The 19,219-nt window shown below is 69.2% G+C and carries 14 protein-coding genes; 11 read left to right on the top strand and 3 right to left on the bottom strand.

Going from position 1 to position 19,219, the window contains the following annotated elements:
• Positions 1-337: 337 nt before the first annotated feature.
• The 10 genes from ACE3QW_RS18315 (at position 338) to ACE3QW_RS18270 (ending at position 14,103) form a co-directional block, all read left to right on the top strand.
• Positions 338-1,474 carry a helix-turn-helix transcriptional regulator gene (locus tag ACE3QW_RS18315; protein WP_374253060.1) on the top strand — a complete coding sequence of 379 codons (1,137 nt, stop codon included), beginning with the start codon at positions 338-340 and terminating at the stop codon, positions 1,472-1,474.
• Between the two features lie 148 nt (positions 1,475-1,622).
• The gene (locus ACE3QW_RS18310) at positions 1,623-3,362 is read left to right on the top strand and encodes a di-heme-cytochrome C peroxidase (RefSeq protein WP_374253059.1); all 1,740 of its coding nucleotides are present in this window, start codon (positions 1,623-1,625) and stop codon (positions 3,360-3,362) included.
• Positions 3,349-4,617, top strand: a complete 1,269-nt coding sequence (locus ACE3QW_RS18305) for a cytochrome P450 (protein WP_374253058.1) — start codon at positions 3,349-3,351, stop codon at positions 4,615-4,617. The genes ACE3QW_RS18310 and ACE3QW_RS18305 overlap by 14 nt, the downstream gene beginning before the upstream one ends.
• A gap of 17 nt (positions 4,618-4,634) precedes the next feature.
• Positions 4,635-5,366, top strand: coding sequence for a hypothetical protein (locus tag ACE3QW_RS18300; protein ID WP_374253056.1), 732 nt, complete (start codon positions 4,635-4,637; stop codon positions 5,364-5,366).
• Between the two features lie 205 nt (positions 5,367-5,571).
• On the top strand, positions 5,572-6,447 hold the full coding sequence (locus ACE3QW_RS18295; protein WP_029555877.1) for a chorismate mutase: 876 nt from the start codon (positions 5,572-5,574) through the stop codon (positions 6,445-6,447).
• Between the two features lie 26 nt (positions 6,448-6,473).
• Entirely contained in the window at positions 6,474-7,640 is a 1,167-nt protein-coding gene (gene hisC / locus ACE3QW_RS18290) for a histidinol-phosphate transaminase (RefSeq protein ID WP_374253054.1), read from the top strand.
• Positions 7,637-8,578, top strand: a complete 942-nt coding sequence (locus tag ACE3QW_RS18285) for a prephenate/arogenate dehydrogenase family protein (protein ID WP_374253052.1) — start codon at positions 7,637-7,639, stop codon at positions 8,576-8,578. The genes hisC and ACE3QW_RS18285 overlap by 4 nt, the downstream gene beginning before the upstream one ends.
• 178 nt (positions 8,579-8,756) lie before the next feature.
• Positions 8,757-9,392: a DUF1007 family protein gene (locus ACE3QW_RS18280; RefSeq protein WP_374253050.1), complete on the top strand. Its 636-nt coding sequence runs from the start codon at positions 8,757-8,759 to the stop codon at positions 9,390-9,392.
• Between the two features lie 44 nt (positions 9,393-9,436).
• Positions 9,437-10,429, top strand: coding sequence for a nickel/cobalt transporter (locus ACE3QW_RS18275; RefSeq protein ID WP_374253048.1), 993 nt, complete (start codon positions 9,437-9,439; stop codon positions 10,427-10,429).
• A 194-nt stretch (positions 10,430-10,623) separates the two neighbouring features.
• Positions 10,624-14,103, top strand: a complete 3,480-nt coding sequence (locus tag ACE3QW_RS18270; RefSeq protein ID WP_374253046.1) for an indolepyruvate ferredoxin oxidoreductase family protein — start codon at positions 10,624-10,626, stop codon at positions 14,101-14,103.
• 177 nt (positions 14,104-14,280) lie between these two features.
• Here ACE3QW_RS18270 and galU read toward each other — a convergent pair whose 3' ends face one another.
• Positions 14,281-15,180 carry a UTP--glucose-1-phosphate uridylyltransferase GalU gene (gene galU / locus ACE3QW_RS18265; protein WP_374253044.1) on the bottom strand — a complete coding sequence of 300 codons (900 nt, stop codon included), beginning with the start codon at positions 15,178-15,180 and terminating at the stop codon, positions 14,281-14,283.
• 296 nt (positions 15,181-15,476) lie between these two features.
• On the opposite strand from galU, the gene ACE3QW_RS18260 reads away from it, so the two are divergent.
• Positions 15,477-16,802, top strand: coding sequence for a lytic murein transglycosylase (locus tag ACE3QW_RS18260; protein ID WP_250168692.1), 1,326 nt, complete (start codon positions 15,477-15,479; stop codon positions 16,800-16,802).
• A gap of 198 nt (positions 16,803-17,000) precedes the next feature.
• On the opposite strand, the gene ACE3QW_RS18255 is transcribed toward ACE3QW_RS18260, so the two are convergent.
• Complete coding sequence (locus ACE3QW_RS18255) at positions 17,001-17,771, bottom strand: alpha/beta hydrolase (RefSeq protein ID WP_374253042.1); 771 nt, start codon at positions 17,769-17,771, stop codon at positions 17,001-17,003.
• A gap of 12 nt (positions 17,772-17,783) precedes the next feature.
• Entirely contained in the window at positions 17,784-18,965 is a 1,182-nt protein-coding gene (gene dapE / locus ACE3QW_RS18250) for a succinyl-diaminopimelate desuccinylase (protein ID WP_374253040.1), read from the bottom strand.
• Between the last annotated feature and the right edge of the window lie 254 nt (positions 18,966-19,219).

Below are 19,219 nucleotides of genomic sequence, written 5' to 3'. Positions count from 1 at the left end.
CTCAAGGGGCCTTTCGACACGCATTCTCGGGCACGCTCCTCTGATGCCCCCGCCCCGGGGCTCCCCCATACGTCACCATTTCAACGGTTCGGTCAGCATCATCCGAATGGGGGATGACCCCCTTTCGGACGTCTTGCAGCTTGAGGTGGTTGTGCAATGCTGCGCTCACGATCTCCGTGGGCCGCCCGCCGGCATCGGCGGGCGCCAGGGCAAGCCTCAAGGCACACTCTAAGTCGCCGTCCGGTCCTCGCGGGGTGGACCATGGCGGCCCATCGGATCATGGCGACGCGATCGCCGGCCCGGCCGGAGATATCGCCGCGCGAAAAATGGGACGGACATGGGCGAACTCGATCACTACTCCCGCCTCGTCGGGGACGTTTACGAGCTTTCCGGCGATCCCCGCCAGTGGGGCATCCTGCTCGAAGGCGTCACCCGCTTCATCGACGGGCGCGTCGGCCAGCTCGCGGTCTTCAGCCTCAAGCAGCAGACCAAGCCCACCTGGCGCGTGTGGGGCCACGACCACAACGACTACAAGACCTTCCTCTATCGCCACGCGACGGAAGACCCCCGCCTCTCCTACATCCTCTCCAATCCCGGCCGCGTCATCTGCGGCGAGGACGGGGTGGACCCCGACCAGTTTCGCGCCTCGGCCCTGTTCCGCGAGGTGGTGGAGCCCATGGACATCGAGCATTCGCTCGTCTCCTACTTCGCCCAGGAAGCCGACGTGATGGCCACCATCTGCGCCATGCGCGGCCGTGCGCAGGGGCCGTTCGGGCAGGCGGAGCGGCAGAAGCTCGGCCTCGTGGTGCCGCACCTCAGGCGCGCGTTCGAGCTTTACGCGCTGCTCGACGAGGCGAAGGCGAAGGTGGGCGACATCGCCGCCGCCCTCGACATCGTGGATGCCGGCATCTTCCTGGTGGATGCGGAGATGCAGGTCGCCCACGTCAACCGGGCCGGCGAGAGCATGGTGAAGTCCGGCGACATCACTGTCCGACAGGGCAAGCTCGCCTTCCGCGACGACCGCGCCTCCCGGCAGGTGGCCTCCGCCGTCGCGCTGGCGCTGGCCGCCGCGCGGGGCGAGGCCAACATCACCCATGCCGAGCACATGGAAGTGCCGCGCGCGGGCGAGGATGCCGGCCCCTACCGGGTATCGCTGCATCCGCTGCCGGCGGGCGAGGGCAGCCCGCGCCTCGCCACCCGCTCGCAGATCGCGGTGGTGGTGCGCCAGCCGGGACGCGGCGGGGCGGACGTGGCGCGGCGCATCCAGACCACCTTCAAGCTCACGCCCTCCGAGGCGGCGCTGGCGGCGGCGCTGGCGGTGGGGGCCTCCCTCGCCGACTTCGCCCAGCAGCGCAACGTGGCGCTCTCCACCGCGCGCAGCCAGCTGAAGGCGCTCTACGAGAAGACCGGCACCAACCGGCAGGGCGAACTTGTCGCGCGGCTGCGCGAGAGCGTCGACCTGTCGCTGGTCTGACCGTTCATCGCGCACCGGTTCATCGCGCATTCATGGCGCGTGGACATCATACGGCCGCGCCCGAGATGGCGCGGCCGCTCACGATTGAGGGGTTCAAACGGGCGTCTTCCGGCAGGGGCCGCAGACGCAGGACGATCCGGGGGCAAGAATGCTGGGGCGCAAGGGTCTGATCCTCGGGGCGGGGATCATCGGGTTTCTGGGGCTGGCCGCCCTCACCGACGCCATCATGTCGCGCAACGAGGCGCCGGCCGAGCCGGGCAAGGCGCAGCCGCTCGACCAGGGCTGGTCGAAGGAGATGCGCGAGCAGTTCTATTTCACCTCCCAGGGCTCCCAGCTGATGCCCTACGCCATGCTGCGGGCGCTGGAGCAGCCGCTGTCCGACAAGCTGTTCCTCGATCCCGCCCATGTGGCGGAGATGGGCTTCCTGCCGGCGGACGGCCCCTCGGCCCTCAATCCGGACGGCCTGCCCATCGGCTTCGTGAAGGACCCGCGCCCCGGCACGAGCGCGCTCGGCCCCATGGTCGGCCTCACCTGCGCCGCCTGCCACACCGCCGACATCGAGGCGAAGACCGGCGCGCGCATCCGCATCGATGGTGGCGCCTCGCAGGGTGACTACCAGCTTCTGATGGCACGCCTCAGCAAGGCGCTCGACATCACCCTCGCCGATCCCGCCAAGTTCCACCGCTTCGCGGCGCGGCTCGTGGCCATGGACCCCAAGGCCGTGCGCCCGGCGCTGGAGGCGCTTGCCACCGAGATCCGGCGGCTGGAGGCCGCCTCCTGGACGCCGGTGCCCTACGGGCGCGGGCGGCTCGACGCCTTCGGCCACATCCTGAACGCGGTCTCCGCCACCGCGCTCAACGAGCCGGCCAACTACCGCATCCCCGACGCGCCGGTGAGCTACCCCTTCCTGTGGACCACGCCCTGGCAGCGCTACGTGCAGTGGAACGGCGTCGCCGGCAACCCGCTCGGCCGCAATCTCGGCGAGGTGCTGGGCGTGTTCGGCCATCCGGACTTCGCCAACGGCAACCTCAGGGACGCCAGCTCCACCGCGCTCGGCGAGAATCTGGTCGCCCTCGAAGCCTGGGTCTCGACGCTGAAGCCGCCGCCGTGGCCGGAGAAGGAACTGGGCAAGGTGGACGCCGCCAAGGCGAAGCGCGGCGCCGAGCTGTTCAAGGCCAATTGCGCCGGCTGCCACGGCGGTCCCGACTATCGCCTCACCCCCGCCGCCGAGACCGAGGGCGGGCGGCAGTGGCTGGCCGTCTCCATGGTGAACATCGACACCGTGAAGACCGACCCGAAGATGGCGATGAACTTCATCACCCGCTACGCCAAGCCCGGCCCCTTCGCACCCCTGCTCGGTGCCGCGCCGCACTCCCAGGACGGCAAGGAAGTGCTCGCCGGCTCGCTGCTGCTGGCGGCAGTGACCACCCTCACCGAGAACAATCTGCGCACCCGCGGCATCACCGGCGACGCCCGCAAGGCCGCCTATGGCTGGCGCTTCGCCCCCAGCAGCGACACGCCGCAATCCGGCTGGCTGCTGCCGCCGAGCTACAAGGCCGGCCCGCTCGCCGGCGTGTGGGCGACGGGGCCGTTCCTGCACAACGGTTCGGTGCCCACCATCTATGACCTGCTCTCCCCCGAGGAGGAGCGCCCGGCGCTGTTCTATGTGGGCTCGAAGCGCTTCGACGCGGAGAAGCTGGGCTTCGTCTCGTCCTACGATTCGATCCCCGAGGCGGAGCGGGTGCGCGTGTCGCGCTTCGACACCGCCCTGCCCGGCAATTCCAATCGCGGCCACGCCTTCCCCACCGGGGCGAAGCTCTCCCCCGAGGATCGCTATGCCATCATCGAATATCTCAAGATCCTGGAGGGGCCCGATGTCCGTCCCTGAGGCCGCGGCGCGCGTGCGCCCCTACACGCCCTATCTCGACAAGCTCGCCGCCGTCCGCCCCGCCGAGCGCTGGCCGCTGGCGCGGGGCTGGATTTCCAGCGAGCCCCGCCCCTTCTTCGCCGAGCTGCGCGCCCACGCCCCGGTCTACGAGACCAGCGAGGTGACGCTCATCGCCAAACGGGCGGACGTGATCGAGATCCTGTCGGTGCCGAAGGTGTTCACCGTCGATCTCTACAAGCCCAAGATGGGCGACTTCATGCTCGCCATGGACGAGACGGTGGTGAACTACCGCGACAAGTCCGTGATGCGCGCCATCCTCGCCTGGGACGACCTGCCGAAGATCCGCGCCGCCGTGGCCGAGATCGCCGACGCCGCGCTGAACGCAGCAGGGTCCGAGATTGAGGCGGTGCAGAAGCTGGCGCGGCTCGTGCCCCTGCGCATCGTGCAGCGCTTCTTCGGCATCAAGGGGCCGGACGCCGACCTGCTCGACTGGTCCTATGCCAACCAGATGGATCAGTTCAACAATTTGCCCTACGACGACCGCCCGGACGCCGACGCCATCCATCAGGCGGCGGAGGACAGCCGAGTGAAGCTGCGGGCCCTGTTCGCCGCCCTCATCCCGGCCCGCATCGCCGAGATCAAGGCCGGCACCGCGCCGGACGACAGCCTCACCCGCATCCTCAGCCTCAATCTGCCGGCGGCGGACCATTTCGGCATGGACCGGGTGGTCATCAACATCGGCGGCCTGCTCATCGGCGCCATCGAGACCACGGCGGAAGCCGCCATCAACGCTTTGGCCGAACTCTTCGCCCGGCCGGAAGTGCTCAGCGATGCGCGGGCGGCCGCCAAGGCGGGGGATGACGCCGTGTTCGACGGCTATGTGTGGGAGGCGCTGCGCTTCTCGCCCATCGTCGCCTTCATGTTCCGCGAGGCGGCCTCCACCTACACCCTCGCCAAGGGCACGGCGCGGGAGAAGGTGCTGGGCACGGGGACGGTGGTGCTCCCCTTGAGCCTCTCCGCCATGTTCGACCCGGATTTCGTGCCGGAGCCGGACGCCTTCAAGCCGGATCGGCCGTTCCACACCTACCTGCATTTCGGCTACGGGCACCACGAGTGCCTCGGCCGCTATTTGGGCGGCACCATGATCCCGGAGATCGTGAAGCGCGTGCTGCTGCGCCCCGCCGCCCGCCCGCTGGCGCCGGTGGACATGGCCGGCACGCCGTTTCCCCAGACCTATCGCATCGGCCTGACCTAAGGGCCTATAGTTCGGGGATGGCTCCCGTTCCCGACATTCCCCCCGCGCTCTGCCAGCCCGCGCCCGCCGCGAAACCTGCTGCCAAACCTGCCGCAAAGCCCTCGGGCAAGGCGGAAGAGGCGCGGCAGGAGGCGCGGCAGGCGGCGGTCGCGAAATTCGGCGAGACGCTGTTCTACCGCGCCGGGGACGACCTCTTCGCCTTCCCCGCGCGCTATGCCCTCGCGCCGCCGGAGCTGGGCCTGCTGGGCTGCCTCATCCGCAGCCGGGAGACCGCCTTCGCCTTTCCCCTCTCGGACATGGCCGCTGCCATGGCGGCCCATGCCGCGACCCCGGGCGTCGCGCCGCCGCGTGCGGCAGGGACTGCGCAAGCCGCACCGGCGGGGGATGACCCGACCATCCGCGTCACCGCCTTCTACCTCGGCCCCCACCCCGACTTCGCCGGCATGACCAAGACCATCGCCAGCGTGCGGCGGGAGGACAAAAGGCAGGGCTTCCTCAACGATCTGGAGCGGTTTCCGGCAGCGGGCGGCGATTATCTGGTGCGCATCTCCGAGGATCGTGGCGTGCTCGCCCGCCTGCCGGCAAGCCCCGATGCCGCCGACGCCCGCGCGCAGCTCTGGTTCCAGACGCCCGTCTGGTCCGCCGCCGTGGAGGTGCCGGCGACCGCTTTGCCCCGCTGGGACACCATTCACGCCGCCATCGACGCCTTCGTGGCGCAGCATCTGGCGAAGGGCTATTTCAAGCGCTAGAGCGCCTGGATACCGGCACGGCGCGCAACAAAGTTTTGATTCCCGCGCCCGTTCCCGGTAAGCCTCGCCGGCTGGAGGGCGTGCCGGAAGCCTGCGACGCAGGCGGATCGGGTCCCGCGGTCTCCGTCCCCGAGTTGGAGGGGCGTTTCATCCGGCGGACGGACTTCGTCCGCCAGGGCGTCGCGCTCCAGACGCGCGAACGCCAATGACACACAACGACGCTCCCCTCTCCGACGCTCCGCTCTCACTGGCCGACCTGCGCTCCGAGATCGACCGCATCGACGCGGCCATGCACCAGCTGCTCATGGAGCGCAGCGAGATCATCGACCGCCTCGTGCAGGTGAAGCACACCCAGGGCACCGAGGGCGGCTCCGCCTTCCGCCCCGCCCGCGAGGCGGACATGATGCGCCGGCTGGTGGAGCGCCACCACGGCCTGCTGCCGCTCGACACGGTGGAGAGCATCTGGCGCGTCATCATCGCCACCTTCACCTATGTGCAGGCGCCCTATTCCGTGCACGCCGACCTCTCCGGCGGCGAGGCGCCCATGCGCGACAGCGCGCGCTTCCACTTCGGCTTCACCGTACCGTTCCTGCCCCATATGGGCGCGCGGGGCGTGATCGACGCGGTGGCCGGCTCGCGCGGCGATCTCGGCCTGCTGGCCGCCGCCCCCTCTCCGTCTGCCGCCGATCCCTGGTGGACGGCGCTGGAAGCGGAAGGCGCGCCCAAGATCATCGCCCGCCTGCCCTTCGTGGAGCGCGACGACCACCCCGCCGGCCTGCCGGTGTTCGTGGTGTCCCACCCCATCGCGGATGCCGCCGTGCGCGAGGTCCGCGTCTATTCGCTGCGCGTGACGGGATGGAGCGCGGCCGCCGGCCGTGCCATACCCGCCTTCGCCGAGGTGGTGGTGGCGCCGGATGAAGCCCTCGACGGCGCCGCTCTGCTGGTGTCCCTGCCCCCCGGCCATGCCGTGGACGAGGTGACGGGCGCCCTCACTGAAGCGGGCGCGGGCATCCGCGCCGTCGCCGAGGTGGGCAGCCACGCCGCCACCCACAAGGTGGTGCGCCCCGCCGCCCGGCCGTGAAGAAAGATCGTCTGGAGTTACCCGAGATGTCCGCCGTGCTGAACGACCCGATCCCCACCGGCCGGCCCGAGCCGAAGCCGGGCGTGCTCGCCATCGAGGCCTATGTGCCGGGCAAGAGCCACGCGCCGGGGGTGGAGAAGGTGTTCAAGCTCTCCTCCAACGAGACCCCCCTCGGCCCGAGCGAGAAGGCGGTTGCCGCCTTCGCCGAGGCCGGGCTCAAGCTGGAGGACTATCCCGACGGCTCCGCCCGCGCCTTGCGCGAGGCCATCGCCAAGGCCAACGGGCTTGATCCCGAGCGCATCATCTGCGGCGCCGGCTCCGACGAGATCCTGAACCTCGTGACCCACACCTATGTGGGCGCGGGCGACGAGGTGATCTATTCGGAGCACGGCTTCCTCGTCTACAAGATCGCGACGCTGGCCGCTGGCGGCGTGCCTGTGGTGGCGAAGGAACGCGACCTCACGGCCGACGTGGACGCGCTGCTCGCGCTGGTGACGCCGAAGACGCGGCTCGTCTTCCTCGCCAACCCGAACAACCCCACCGGCACCTATTTGCCGTTCGACGAGGTGAAGCGCCTGCACGCGGGCCTGCCCTCCAACGTGCTGCTGGTGCTGGACGCGGCCTATGCCGAATACGTCCGCCGCAACGACTACGAGACCGGGCTGGAGTTGGCTCTTTCGACAGAAAATGTCTTAATGACCCGCACCTTCTCCAAGATCCACGGCCTCGCCGCGCTGCGCATCGGCTGGGCGGTGGGCCCGGCCCATGTCATCGACGCCATGAACCGCATCCGCGGGCCGTTCAACATGAACACCCCGGCCCTGCTGGCGGGCGCGGCGGCCATCGCCGATGCCGCCCACGTGGAAAAGTCGGTGGCGCACAATTCCAAGTGGCTGCCCTGGCTCACCGGCAAGATCGAGGCGCTGGGGCTTAAAGTGACGCCCTCCGTCGCCAACTTCCTGCTCATCCACTTCCCGGAGGAGCCCGGCCGCACGGCGAAGGAGGCGGATGCCTTCCTCATGCGCCGTGGCTTGGTGCTGCGGCAGGTGGCGAGCTACGGCCTGCCCAATGCCCTGCGCATGACGGTGGGCACTGAGGAGGCCAACGAGCTGGTGGTCGCCGCGCTGACCGAGTTCATGGCCGGCGGAGCGGCGGGGACCACCAAGGGGCCCACCAAGGGGCCCGCCAAGTGATCCAGCCCCTCGTGCCGCGCCTCGCCATCATCGGCGCGGGTCTCATCGGCTCCTCGCTTGCCCGCGCCGCGCGGGAGAAGCATCTCGCCGGCACCCTCGTCGTCGCCGACGCCGACCCCGCCGTGTGCGACCGCGTGCGGCAGCTCGGCTTCGCCGACGTGGTGACGCAGGATGCGGGCGAAGCCGCGGACGGCGCCGACATCGTGGTCGTCGCCGTGCCGGTCGGCGCCTCCGGCAAGGTCGCCGAGGTGGTGGGGCCGCGCCTCAAGCCGGGCGCCATCCTCTCGGACGTGGGATCGGTGAAGGGCTTCGTGGTGGAGGCCATGGCCCCCCATGTGCCGGCCCACGCCCATCTCATCCCCGCCCATCCGGTGGCCGGAACCGAGTTTTCCGGCCCCGACGCGGGCTTCGCCACTCTGTTCGAGAACCGCTGGTGCATCGTCACCCCGCCCGAGGGCGCGGCCCCCGAGGCGGTGGCGCGCATCGTCGGCCTGTGGCGGGCGGCGGGGGCGAATGTGGAGACCATGAGCGCCCAGCACCATGATCTGGTGCTGGCCATCACCAGCCATGTGCCGCACCTCATCGCCTACAACATCGTAGGCACGGCGGCGCATCTGGAGGAAACGCTGACCTCCGAGGTCATCAAGTTCTCCGCCGGCGGCTTCCGCGACTTCACCCGCATCGCCTCCTCCGACCCCACCATGTGGCGCGACGTGTTCCTGACCAACCGGGACGCCGTGCTGGAGATGCTCGGCCGCTTCACCGAGGATCTGACGGCGTTGCAGCGGGCCATCCGCTACGGCGACGGGGACGTGCTGTTCGAGCACTTCGCTCGCACCCGCGCCATCCGCCGCTCCATCATCGAGCAGGGCCAGGAAACCGCCGCCCCCGACTTCGGCCGCCGCGCGGCGGAAAAGCCGAAGCACGAGGACAGCTGACCCTCGGGAAGAGCGCGCCGGCCAATGTGACGCACGGAATATGACGCTCGGGCAGGCCCTGTCACACCCGCGTGTCATATCCGCGTGTCATGGGGCCTGTAGGGACCGGCGTCACCATTCCGCCGAAGTCTCGCGCGACCTGAGAGGGGTTCGCCCCGACACAAGGAAGTAGATTCGGATGCTGGCGCGCCTGCTGCCCGTCGTCATGCTGCTCGCCGCGGCGCTCCTGCCCGGGGTGGCGGAGGCCCATCCCCACGTCTGGGTGACCATGAAGACCGAAGTGGTCTACGGCGCCGACGGCAAGCTCACCGCCCTCAAGCAGGCCTGGACCTTCGACGACGCCTTCACCGCCTTCGCCTTGCAGGGGCTGGAGAAGCAGAAGGACGGCAGCTATGGCGACGACGTGCTGAAGCCGCTCGCCGAGGTGAATGTCACCTCCTTGAAGGAATATGACTATTTCGTCCGGGGGAAGACCGCCACCGGCAAGCTCGCCTTCAAGGACCCGGTGGATTATTACCTCACCTACGAGAACGAGCTGCTGACCCTGCACTTCACCTTGCCGCTGGCCAAGCCCATCGCGGTGAAGGGCGCGGCCACCATCGAGATCTATGATCCGACCGTGTTCGTCTCCTTCTCCTTCGCCGACACCGATCCGGTGAAGATGGTCGCAGCGCCGGCCGGCTGCACGCAGGAAGTCACCTCGCCGGAGCCGCCGGCCAGCTCGACGCTCAACGAGGCCTTCTTTGCCGGGCTCACCGCGGGCAGCACCTACGGCGCCCAGTTTGCGGACAAGATCACGGTGAAGTGCCCGTGAGCGGGTTCCCTGCGGCGGTCCCCGGGCGGATGCGCCGGGCGGGGATGATCGTTCTCGGGCTCGGCGCGGTGGTGCTGTTCGCCCTGCTGGTCGCGCTGGTGCTCTATCCAGACCTCGCCTTCGCGCAGGGTTTCGGCCCGCCCGGTGGCGGCGGACCAAAGGCGACGCCCTTCGGCCTCGGCGGCGGCGGCGCGCCGCCCTCCGGCATCACCGGCTTCATCCTCGCCAAGCAGTCGGAATTCTACCGCGCGCTGGTGGGGGCCGTGCGCGCGGCCAAAAAGGATGGCAATGCCACCTTCCTCCTCGCCGGCCTCTCCTTCGCCTACGGCGTGTTCCATGCCGCCGGCCCCGGACACGGCAAGGCGGTGATCTCCTCCTATCTCCTCGCCGATGGCGGCACGCTGCGCCGGGGCGCGGCCCTGTCGCTGGCCGCCGGCATGGTGCAGGCGGTCGCGGCCATCCTCTTCGTCGGCATCCTGGCGCTGGCGCTGGGGGCCACCGCCGTCTCCATGGCGCAGGCCATGACGGTGGTGGAAGTCGCGGCCTATGGCGGCATAGGCCTGTTCGGGCTCTATCTCGCGATCGTGAAGGGCCGCGCCCTGGTTGCTGCGGCGCGGGGGGATGTCGGCCACATCCATGCCGCCGACTGCGATTGCGGCGACAAGCACGCCCCCGACCCCGCGCTTCTCGCCGGACAGGGCGGATGGAAGCGCGCCGCCGTCGCCGTGGTCTCGGCCGGGGCGCGGCCGTGCTCCGGCGCCATTCTGGTGCTCACCTTCGCCTTGTCGCAGGGCGTGTTCCTGAGCGGCGTCGCCTCCGCTTTCGCCATGGGCCTCGGCACCGCCGCCACCGTGACGGCCATCGCCGCCATCGCCGTCTATGGCAAACGGCTCGCCGTGCGCATCGCCGGGCGGGACACCAAATGGTCCATCATGGCCCGGCTGGGTGTGGAGCTTGGCGCCGCCCTGCTGGTGATGCTGTTCGGCTTCGGCCTGCTCACCGGCTATCTCGAAAGCGAGCGCCTGCTGCCGGGCTAAGCTCCCGCAACGCAGCCAAATTCGGTTGCGATGCACCAAAATTCGTCACGCCCAGCTTTTCGGCAATTTCGTTGCGCCTTGAATTGGAACAACGAAATTGCCGGGTGCGACACTCCGTGCCAGCCTAAAGGCGAACGGTGCGCGTGATTTCCACGCGACGCCGTCCCCTGCCCGGCCCCGCTGGAGGCGTCGCGATGGCTCTGAAGCCTGTTTCGCTCGACGACAAATATGACCTGTCCCAGGAGCGCGTGTTCGTATCGGGCACGCAGGCCTTGGTCCGCCTCGCCTTGATGCAGAAGGAGCGCGACCGGCGCGCCGGCCTCAACACGGCCGGCTATGTCACCGGCTATCGCGGCTCCCCCCTCGGCGGGCTCGACCAACAGTTCCTGCGCGCCGAGAAGGTGCTCAAGGCCAACGACATCAAGTTCATGTCCGGCCTCAACGAGGATCTCGCCGCCACCGCTTTGTGGGGCTCCCAGCAGGCGGAGCTGCGCGGGGAAGGCAAGTTCGATGGCGTGTTCGGCCTCTGGTACGGCAAGGGGCCGGGCGTCGACCGCTCCGGCGACGTGTTCCGCCACGCCAACAACGCCGGCACCTCCCGCCACGGCGGCGTGCTGGCCCTCATGGGCGACGACCACACCTGCGAAAGCTCCACCACTGCCCACCAGAGCGAGTTCCACTTCGTCGACGTGATGATCCCGGTGCTGAACCCGGCCGGCGTGCAGGAGATCATCGATTACGGCCTCTACGGCTGGGCGCTCTCCCGCTTCGCCGGCACCTGGGTCGGCCTCAAGGCGGTGAAGGACACCATCGAGTCCACCGGCATCGTGGACGGGCGGCTGGATCGCGTGCGCATCGAGCCGGCGCTGGGCTTCGAGATGCCCCCCGGCGGCCTCAACATCCGCCTCGGCGACACGCCGCTGGCGCAGGAGGAGCGGCTTCAGGAGTTCAAGCGCGACGCGGTGCTGCACTTCCTGCGCGCCAACCGCCTCAACCGCTTCATCACCTCCGGCGGCGCCCGCCCGCGCATCGGCATCGCCACCGTGGGCAAGTCGTACCTCGACGTGCGCCTCGCGCTGGACGAGCTCGGCATCGACGAGGTGCGCGCCAACGATCTCGGCATCCGCATCTGGAAGGTGGCCTGTCCCTGGCCGCTGGAGACGCAGGGCCTCTACGAGTTCGCCAAGGGCCTCGACCTCATCATGGTGGTGGAGGAGAAGCGCTCCCTCATCGAGGTGCAGGTGCGCGAGGAGCTGTACGGCACCGCCAATCAGCCCGTCTGCATCGGCAAGAAGGACGAGCAGGGCCGCTGGCTGTTCCCGGTGAAGGGCGCGCTCGACCCCAACGACATCGCCATCCAGCTCGGCCGCCGGCTCCTCGCCTATGGCGACATCCCGGACATCGCCGCGCGCGTGGCGGAGCTGGAGGAGGCGCAGCGGGTGCTCGCGGCGACCTCGGACGTGGCCACGCGCATTCCCTATTTCTGCTCGGGCTGCCCGCACAATTCCTCGACGAAAGTGCCAGAGGGCATGCGCGCCTATGCCGGCATCGGCTGCCACTACATGGTGCAGTGGATGGACCGGGAGACCACCGGCTTCACCCAGATGGGCGGCGAGGGCGCCAACTGGATCGGAGAATCCTCCTTCTCCAAGCGCGGCCACGTGTTCCAGAACCTCGGCGACGGCACCTACAACCATTCGGGCTATCTGGCGCTCCGCGCCTCCTGCGCCGCCAAGGTGAACGTCACCTACAAGATCCTCTTCAACGACGCGGTCGCCATGACCGGCGGCCAGAAGCATGACGGCGACCTCACCGTCCCCGTCATCGCCCGGCAGGTGGCGGCGGAAGGGGTGGAGCGGGTCGTCGTCGTCACCGACGAGCCGGGGAAATACCCCGCCAACACGCTCTGGCCCTCAGGCCTCACCATCCACCACCGCGACGAGCTGGACGCCGTGCAGCGGGAGCTGGCGGCCATTCCCGGCGTCACGGTGATGATCTACGACCAGACCTGCGCCTCCGAGAAGCGCCGGCGCAGGAAGCGCGGCCAGTTCCCCGATCCCGACAAGCGCGTACTCATCAACGAGCGCGTCTGCGAGGGCTGCGGCGATTGCGGGGTGAAGTCCAACTGCGTCTCCGTGCAGCCGCTGGAGACCGAATTCGGCCGCAAGCGGGAGATTGACCAGTCGTCCTGCAACAAGGACTTCTCCTGCGTGAACGGCTTCTGCCCCTCCTTCGTCACGGTGAAGGGCGCCAAGCCGAAGAAGAGCGCGGGCGCGGCGGCCGGCGCCGACAGCTGGCCGGAGCTGCCGGAGCCGGCGCATCCCGAGATCCACGGCACCTATGGCGTCATCGCCACCGGCGTGGGCGGCACCGGCGTCGTCACCATCGGCGCCATCCTCGGCATGGCGGCGCATCTGGAAGGCAAGGCCTGCGGCATGATCGACATGGCCGGCCTCGCCCAGAAGGGCGGCGCGGTCTACAGCCACATCCGCCTCGCCAACGATCCCGCCGACATCACCGCCATCCGCGTGCCGGCGCGCGGGGCGGACGTGGTGCTGGGCGGTGATCTGGTGGTGGCCGGCACCAAGAAGGTGCTGGCGGCGGTGAAGCCGGGCAAGACCATCGTGGTGGTGAACACCCACGAGGTGCTGCCCGGCGACTTCACCCGCAATGCCGACTATTCTCTGCCCACCGAGCGCATCAAGCGTACCATCCGCGATCTGGTGGGCGAGCCGCAGACCCATTTCATCGAGGCGAGCCGCCTCGCCCAGGCGCTGTTCGGCAATGCGCTGGCGCAGAACATCTTCATGGTGGGCTATGCCTACCAGTTCGGCGCCCTGCCCCTCTCGGCCGCCGCCATCGAGCGGGCCATCGAGCTGAACGGGGAAGCGGTGGCCATGAACAAGGCCGCCTTCCTCTGGGGCCGCCGCGCCGCCCACGATCCCAAGGCGGTGGAGGCCATCGCGACGCCCAAGGGGACTGTCTCCAGCGACGCCCGGCGCCTCTCCCAGAGCCTCGACGAGGTGATCGCCCGCCGCGTGGCCGATCTCACGCGCTACCAGAACGCCGCCTATGCTGCCCGCTTCACCGCGCTGGTGGACAAGGTGCGCGCGGCCGAGCAGGCCAAGACGCCCGGCCGTGGCGGGCTCGCCGAGGCGGTGGCGAAGAATTTCTACAAGCTCATGGCCTACAAGGACGAATACGAGGTCGCCCGGCTCTATGCCGACGGCGCCTTCCGCGCCCAGGCGGACGCGGCCTTCGACGGCGATCTCAGGTTCGAGTTCCACCTCGCCCCGCCACTCCTCGCCCGCCGCAACGACGCGACGGGGGAGCCGCGCAAGATCACCCTCGGGCCGTGGATGATGAAGGGCTTTTCCCTGCTGGCGAAGCTGAAGGGCCTGCGCGGCACGGCGCTGGATGTGTTCGGCTACACGGACGAGCGCAAGACCGAGCGGGCGCTGATCGCGGAGTATGAGCGCACAATGGGCGAGCTGCTGGCGAAGCTCGATCCCGCCAACCATGCGCTCGCCGTCGCCATCGCCTCCATCCCGGAGAAGATCCGCGGCTTCGGTCCTGTGAAGGTGCGGCACCTCGAAGCCGCGAAGGCCGAGGAGAAGGACCTCCTCGCCCGCTTCCGCAACCCGCCGGCCCCGACGGCGGTGGCGGCGGAATAGGCTAAACCACCCTCGCCGCCCCGCCCCACCGTCATGCCCGGGCTTGTCCCGGGCATCCACGGGGTTCGGCTGGGAATAAACCCGCGGCGCCAGGCTCTTTCGGCCCGACGTGGATGGCCGGGACAAGCCCGGCCATGACGCCGTTGGTTTGACAGCGGTCGGGGGCGCCGCCGCCCCTCAGTTCCCGCCCAGCATCGCCTTCAGCTCGGCGCGGAACTCGCCCTCGATGTCGGGGCGGGACAGCGCATAGGCCACATTGGCCATGAGGAAGCCGATCTTCGAGCCGCAGTCATAGACCGCGCCGTCGAACCGCACCGCGTAGAACGGCTCGGTTTCCTTCAGCTTCAGCATGGAATCTGTGAGCTGGATCTCGTTGCCGGCGCCGCGCTCCTGCTTGGCGAGCAGGTCGAAGATGCCGGGCTGGAGGATGTAGCGGCCGGAGATGGCGAGGTTGCTCGGCGCGGTGCCGGCCTTGGGCTTCTCGACCATCTGGGTGATGGCCTTGGCGCCCTTCGCCGCATCGGCGCCGGTGCCGACGATGCCGTACTGGTGGGTCTGGTCGTCCGGCACCTCGTACACCGCCACCACGTTGCCGCCGGTCTCGTTGTAGGCCTCGACCATGGAGCCGAGGCAGCCGTGGCCGTTGCCATTGCCGGCCTTGGGCATGTGCAGCATGTCCGGCAGCAGCAGCGCGAACGGCTCGTCGCCGATGATGTCGCGCGCGCACCATACCGCATGGCCGAGGCCCAGGGGCAGCTGCTGGCGGGTGAAGGAGGTGGTGCCGGCCTTGGGCGTGTCGCGGTCGAGCTGTTCCAGCTCCTTGACCTTGCCGCGCTCCTGAAGCGTGCGCTCCAGCTCGAACTGGCGGTCGAAATGGTCCTCGATCACCGCCTTGTTGCGGCCGGTGACGAAAACGATGTGCTCGATGCCGGCGGCGCGGGCTTCGTCCACCACGTGCTGCACGACGGGCCGGTCCACCACCGTCAGCATCTCCTTCGGCACCGCCTTGGTCGCCGGAAGGAAGCGCGTGCCAAGGCCCGCGACGGGTAGGATCGCCTTGCGAATGGGTCTACGCATCTTGAGTAATGCCCCTCCTGAATACCCACGCCCGTCGTCTAGCACAGCTCGGCGCGGACGGCGCCCTGCGCGGCACGCCGCCGCCTGGAAACCTTTCCTGCCCCTATGGCAGCCGAGTGGCAACGGCAGAGATCTCGGCCGTGTTCCCCAACTTCGGTTAATGCCGCCCCAACAGCATACCAGCCGCTGAAACTTGCCATCCATTAACCGCGACGCAACCATATTGCCGCCCAGTAGGAGCCTCAGACGATCACCCCGGTGCCCTCGCGGCAGGCCGGAAACGGAAGGTTTTCAAGATGGCATCGACGACGCGCGAAAGGACCACCTTCGGAAGCGGCGTGGCCGTGACGCTCGCGCTGTTTGCCGGTCTCGTCAGCCCCGCCGCCGGACAGGCCCAGACGACCGGCTCCATCTTCGGCTTCCCGCCGGCCCAGCAGACCCCGCCGGCCGGCGCCGGCCATCCGCTGATGACGCCGCAGGCCATCGCCCAGGCCGAGGCGAACTTCCCCCAGTGCATCGCCAATCTGTGGCCGCTGGCCCAGTCCAAGGGCGTCTCCCGCCGCACCTTCGAGACGTACACCGCTTCGCTGCAACCGCAGATGAAGATCATGGACTATCTCGACAGCCAGCCGGAATTCTCCAAGCCCATCGGCGCCTATGTGAACATGCTCGTCACCGAGACGCGCGTGAAGAAGGGCCGCGAGATTCTGGAGCGCTACAAGCCCATCTTCGACCGGGCGGAAAAGGCCTATGGCGTCGACCGCTACGCCGTGACCGCCATCTGGGGCATCGAATCCACCTATGGCGACCCGGACGGCATCGGCCGGCGCAACGTGCTGGAATCCACCGCCACCCTCGCCTGCATCGGCCGGCGGCAGGACTATTTCCGCGACGAGTTCATCGCCACCCTGCAGATCCTGGAAAAGGGCGACGTGCCCTACGACCACCTGAAGGGGTCGTGGGCGGGCGCGTTCGGCCCCACCCAGTTCATGCCCACCTCGTTCCAGCGCTTCGCGGTGGACTTCGACGGCGACGGCAAGCGCAACGTGGTGGATTCCATCCCCGACATCATCGCCTCCACCGCCAACAATCTGAAGCTGGACGGCTGGGAGTTCGGCAAGGCGTGGGGCTATGAGGTGGCGCTGCCGCAGGGCTTCGACTACCGCCTCGCCAGCCGCAGCAACAAGAAGACGCTGGGGGAATGGAACGCCCTCGGCGTGCGCCGCGCCAATGGCGTCGCCTTCCCGCGCCCCACCGATACCGCCTATCTGCTGCTGCCGGGCGGTGCCAACGGCCCCGCCTTCCTGATGATGCGGAACTTCGACGCCATCCTGAAGTACAATCCGGCCGACGCCTACGCCCTCGCCATCGGCCATCTCGCCGACCGGCTGCGCGGCGGCGGCGCCTTCGTCCAGTCCTGGCCGAAGGAGGAGCGCGGCCTCTCCAAGGCCGAGCGGCAGGAAATCCAGGGCCGCCTCGCCCAGATGGGCTACGACATCGGCAACGTGGACGGCATCCTCGGCCAGAAGAGCCGCGTCGCCATCCAGGACTATCAGGCCCGCGCCGGCCTGCTGCCGGACGGCTATCCCGACCTCGTCCTGCTCCAGCAGATGCGCCGCTGAGGGGCGGACGCGCCGGCTTCGTCTCACCGCGTCTTCGTCATGCCCGGGCTTGTCCCGGGCATCCACGTGGTAAGGCCGGGCACGGACGCCAAACCTTTGCACCGGCGGAACGACGTGGATGGCCGGGACAAGCCCGGCCATGACGGTGGTTCTCGTATCGCGTGTCCCCCCACGCCTCGACCGGCAGAGACGCCCCTCTCACACCAGCCCTTCCACCGCCTCCGTCAGCCGCTCCAGATCCTCCGGGCGGGACAGGCGGTGGTCGCCGTCCTTGATGAGGGAGAACACCACGTCGTCCTCGGCGAGGCAGCTCACAAGGCGCATGGCGTGTTCCCACGGCACGTCCTCGTCCCGCGCGCCCTGCAGAATGCGCACCGGGCAGCCCACGGCGAACGGCGCGCCGAGCAGCAGATGGCGGCGCCCGTCCTCGATCAGCTCGCGGGTGATGACATAGGGGTCCTCGCCATAGAGCGTCGGCTTGAGGAAGCGGCCAGAGGTCTCGATCAGCTCGCGCACCGGGGGCGGGAACTTGTCCCACATGAGGGCCTCGGTGAAGTCCGGCGCCGGTGCCACCAGCACCAGCCCCTTCAGCCGCTTCTCCCCCCGCGCCGCGAGGGCGCGGGCCAGCAGCAGCGCGATCCAGCCGCCCATGGACGAGCCGATGACCACTTGGTCGCCGGAGGTGGCGTGGTCGAACACCGCCAGCGCCTCGTTGAGCCAGCGCGAGACGGTGCTCTCCTCGAACGCCCCGCCCGATGCGCCATGGCCGGAATAGTCGAACCGCACGTTGGCCTGCCCCCGCGCCTGAGCCCAGCGCGCGAGGTGCTCGGCCTTGGTGCCGGTCATGTCCGACTTGAAGCCGCCGAGCCAGAACAGGCCGGGCGCCGCGCCGGGAATGGCGCGGATGGCGATGGCGCGGCCGTCCACATCGAGGGTGGAGGCGGTTTCGCCGGGAATGGTCTCGGTCATGGGGGCGTCCGCTCAGGCGAAGGTGGCGAAATAGCGGGCGATGATGCGGGAATAGATGCGCGTCAGCGCCTCAAGGTCGGCGACCGGCGTCGCCTCGTCCACCTTGTGCATGGTCTGGCCGACGAGGCCGAACTCCACCACCGGGCAGATGTCCTTGATGAAGCGCGCATCCGAGGTGCCGCCGGAGGTGGAGGCCTCCGGCCGCCGCCCCGTCTCCGCCTCCACCGCGTCCGCCACCAGTTCCACGAACGGGCCGGGCGCGGTGAGGAAGCTCTGGCTGGCGCCGGGCTGGAAGGCGAGATCGTAGGTGAGGCCGGCGCCGTCGATCCGGCGGATGATCTCGGACTTCAGCGTCTCCAGCGAATAGAGGTCGTTGAAGCGCACGTTGAAGCGCGCGGTGGCCTCGGCCGGGATCAGGTTGAACACCGGATTGCCCACATCGATGGAGACCACCTCCAGATTGGAGGGCGGGAAGAAGTCCGAGCCGTGATCGAGGGGCGCCGACGTCAGCTCGCCCACCAGCTTCAGGAGGCGCGGAATGGGATTGTCGGCGAGGTGCGGATAGGCGACGTGCCCCTGCACCCCCTTCACGGTGAGGATGCCCGAGAGGCTGCCGCGCCGGCCCACCTTGAAGGCATCGCCCATGGCGTTGGGGTTGGTGGGCTCGCCGAGGACGCAGTGGTCGATGACCTCGCCCCTCTCCTTCAGCCACTCCACCACCTTCACCGTGCCGTCGAGGGCCGGGCCCTCCTCGTCGCCGGTGATGAGGAAGGAGAGGCTGCCGGCCTCCGGCCGGCCATGGCTGAGCGCGGCGGCGAGGAAGGCGGCGACCGCCCCCTTCATGTCCACCGCGCCGCGGCCGAAGAGCTTGCCGTCCTCCACGGTGCCGGCGAACGGCCCATGCAGCCAGTGGGCGGGATCGCCCTCGGGCACCACGTCCACATGGCCGGCGAAGCAGAGGTTGGGCGAGCCGGTGCCGATGCGGGCGTAGATGTTAGGGATGGGAATGCCGCCGCTGTCGAAGGTCAGGCGCTCCACATGGTACCCGAAGGCCTCCAGACGGCGGGCGACGATTTCCAGCGCGCCGCCCGAATCGGGGGTGACGGACGGCGCCCGGATCAGTTCGGTCGCCAGCGTCAGCGCATCGGGGACGTTTGCCCGCAGCTCGGGCTTGACGGAAGCATCGGCGGTCATCAGGAAAGCCTCATCGCTACCGGGGGATGACGAGATAGCGGCAAAGGTGCGGGTCTTTCCAGCGCTTTTGTCGCGGTTTGGGGCGACCTTTACGCCTTTATCCCCCATCCGCCACGAGGCTGCCGCCTTCGGGCGACAGGAACGCCGCCGCGGAGGTTCAATATGAAGGTGAAGACGTCCGCGGCCTTTCTGGTCGCGCTCGCCCTGTCGGTTTTCCCCCTGGCCCAGGCCGGCGCCCAGCAGGCTGCCAGCCC

This window comes from Xanthobacter sp., assembly GCF_041911315.1.
Lineage (GTDB): Bacteria > Pseudomonadota > Alphaproteobacteria > Rhizobiales > Xanthobacteraceae > Xanthobacter > Xanthobacter aminoxidans.
This window is presented reverse-complemented; position numbering and strand designations above follow the sequence as displayed.

Bases quoted from the DNA above. Each gene is read 5' to 3' on its own strand.
- ACE3QW_RS18260 (WP_250168692.1), top strand. From the start codon at position 15,477: ATGGCATCGACGACGCGCGAAAGGACCACCTTCGGAAGCGGCGTGGCC.
- dapE (WP_374253040.1), bottom strand. From the start codon at position 18,965: ATGACCGCCGATGCTTCCGTCAAGCCCGAGCTGCGGGCAAACGTCCCC.
- ACE3QW_RS18255 (WP_374253042.1), bottom strand. From the start codon at position 17,771: ATGACCGAGACCATTCCCGGCGAAACCGCCTCCACCCTCGATGTGGAC.
- hisC (WP_374253054.1), top strand. From the start codon at position 6,474: ATGTCCGCCGTGCTGAACGACCCGATCCCCACCGGCCGGCCCGAGCCG.
- ACE3QW_RS18295 (WP_029555877.1), top strand. From the start codon at position 5,572: ATGACACACAACGACGCTCCCCTCTCCGACGCTCCGCTCTCACTGGCC.
- ACE3QW_RS18270 (WP_374253046.1), top strand. From the start codon at position 10,624: ATGGCTCTGAAGCCTGTTTCGCTCGACGACAAATATGACCTGTCCCAG.
- ACE3QW_RS18315 (WP_374253060.1), top strand. From the start codon at position 338: ATGGGCGAACTCGATCACTACTCCCGCCTCGTCGGGGACGTTTACGAG.
- galU (WP_374253044.1), bottom strand. From the start codon at position 15,180: ATGCGTAGACCCATTCGCAAGGCGATCCTACCCGTCGCGGGCCTTGGC.
- ACE3QW_RS18310 (WP_374253059.1), top strand. From the start codon at position 1,623: ATGCTGGGGCGCAAGGGTCTGATCCTCGGGGCGGGGATCATCGGGTTT.
- ACE3QW_RS18275 (WP_374253048.1), top strand. From the start codon at position 9,437: ATGATCGTTCTCGGGCTCGGCGCGGTGGTGCTGTTCGCCCTGCTGGTC.
- ACE3QW_RS18305 (WP_374253058.1), top strand. From the start codon at position 3,349: ATGTCCGTCCCTGAGGCCGCGGCGCGCGTGCGCCCCTACACGCCCTAT.
- ACE3QW_RS18280 (WP_374253050.1), top strand. From the start codon at position 8,757: ATGCTGGCGCGCCTGCTGCCCGTCGTCATGCTGCTCGCCGCGGCGCTC.
- ACE3QW_RS18300 (WP_374253056.1), top strand. From the start codon at position 4,635: ATGGCTCCCGTTCCCGACATTCCCCCCGCGCTCTGCCAGCCCGCGCCC.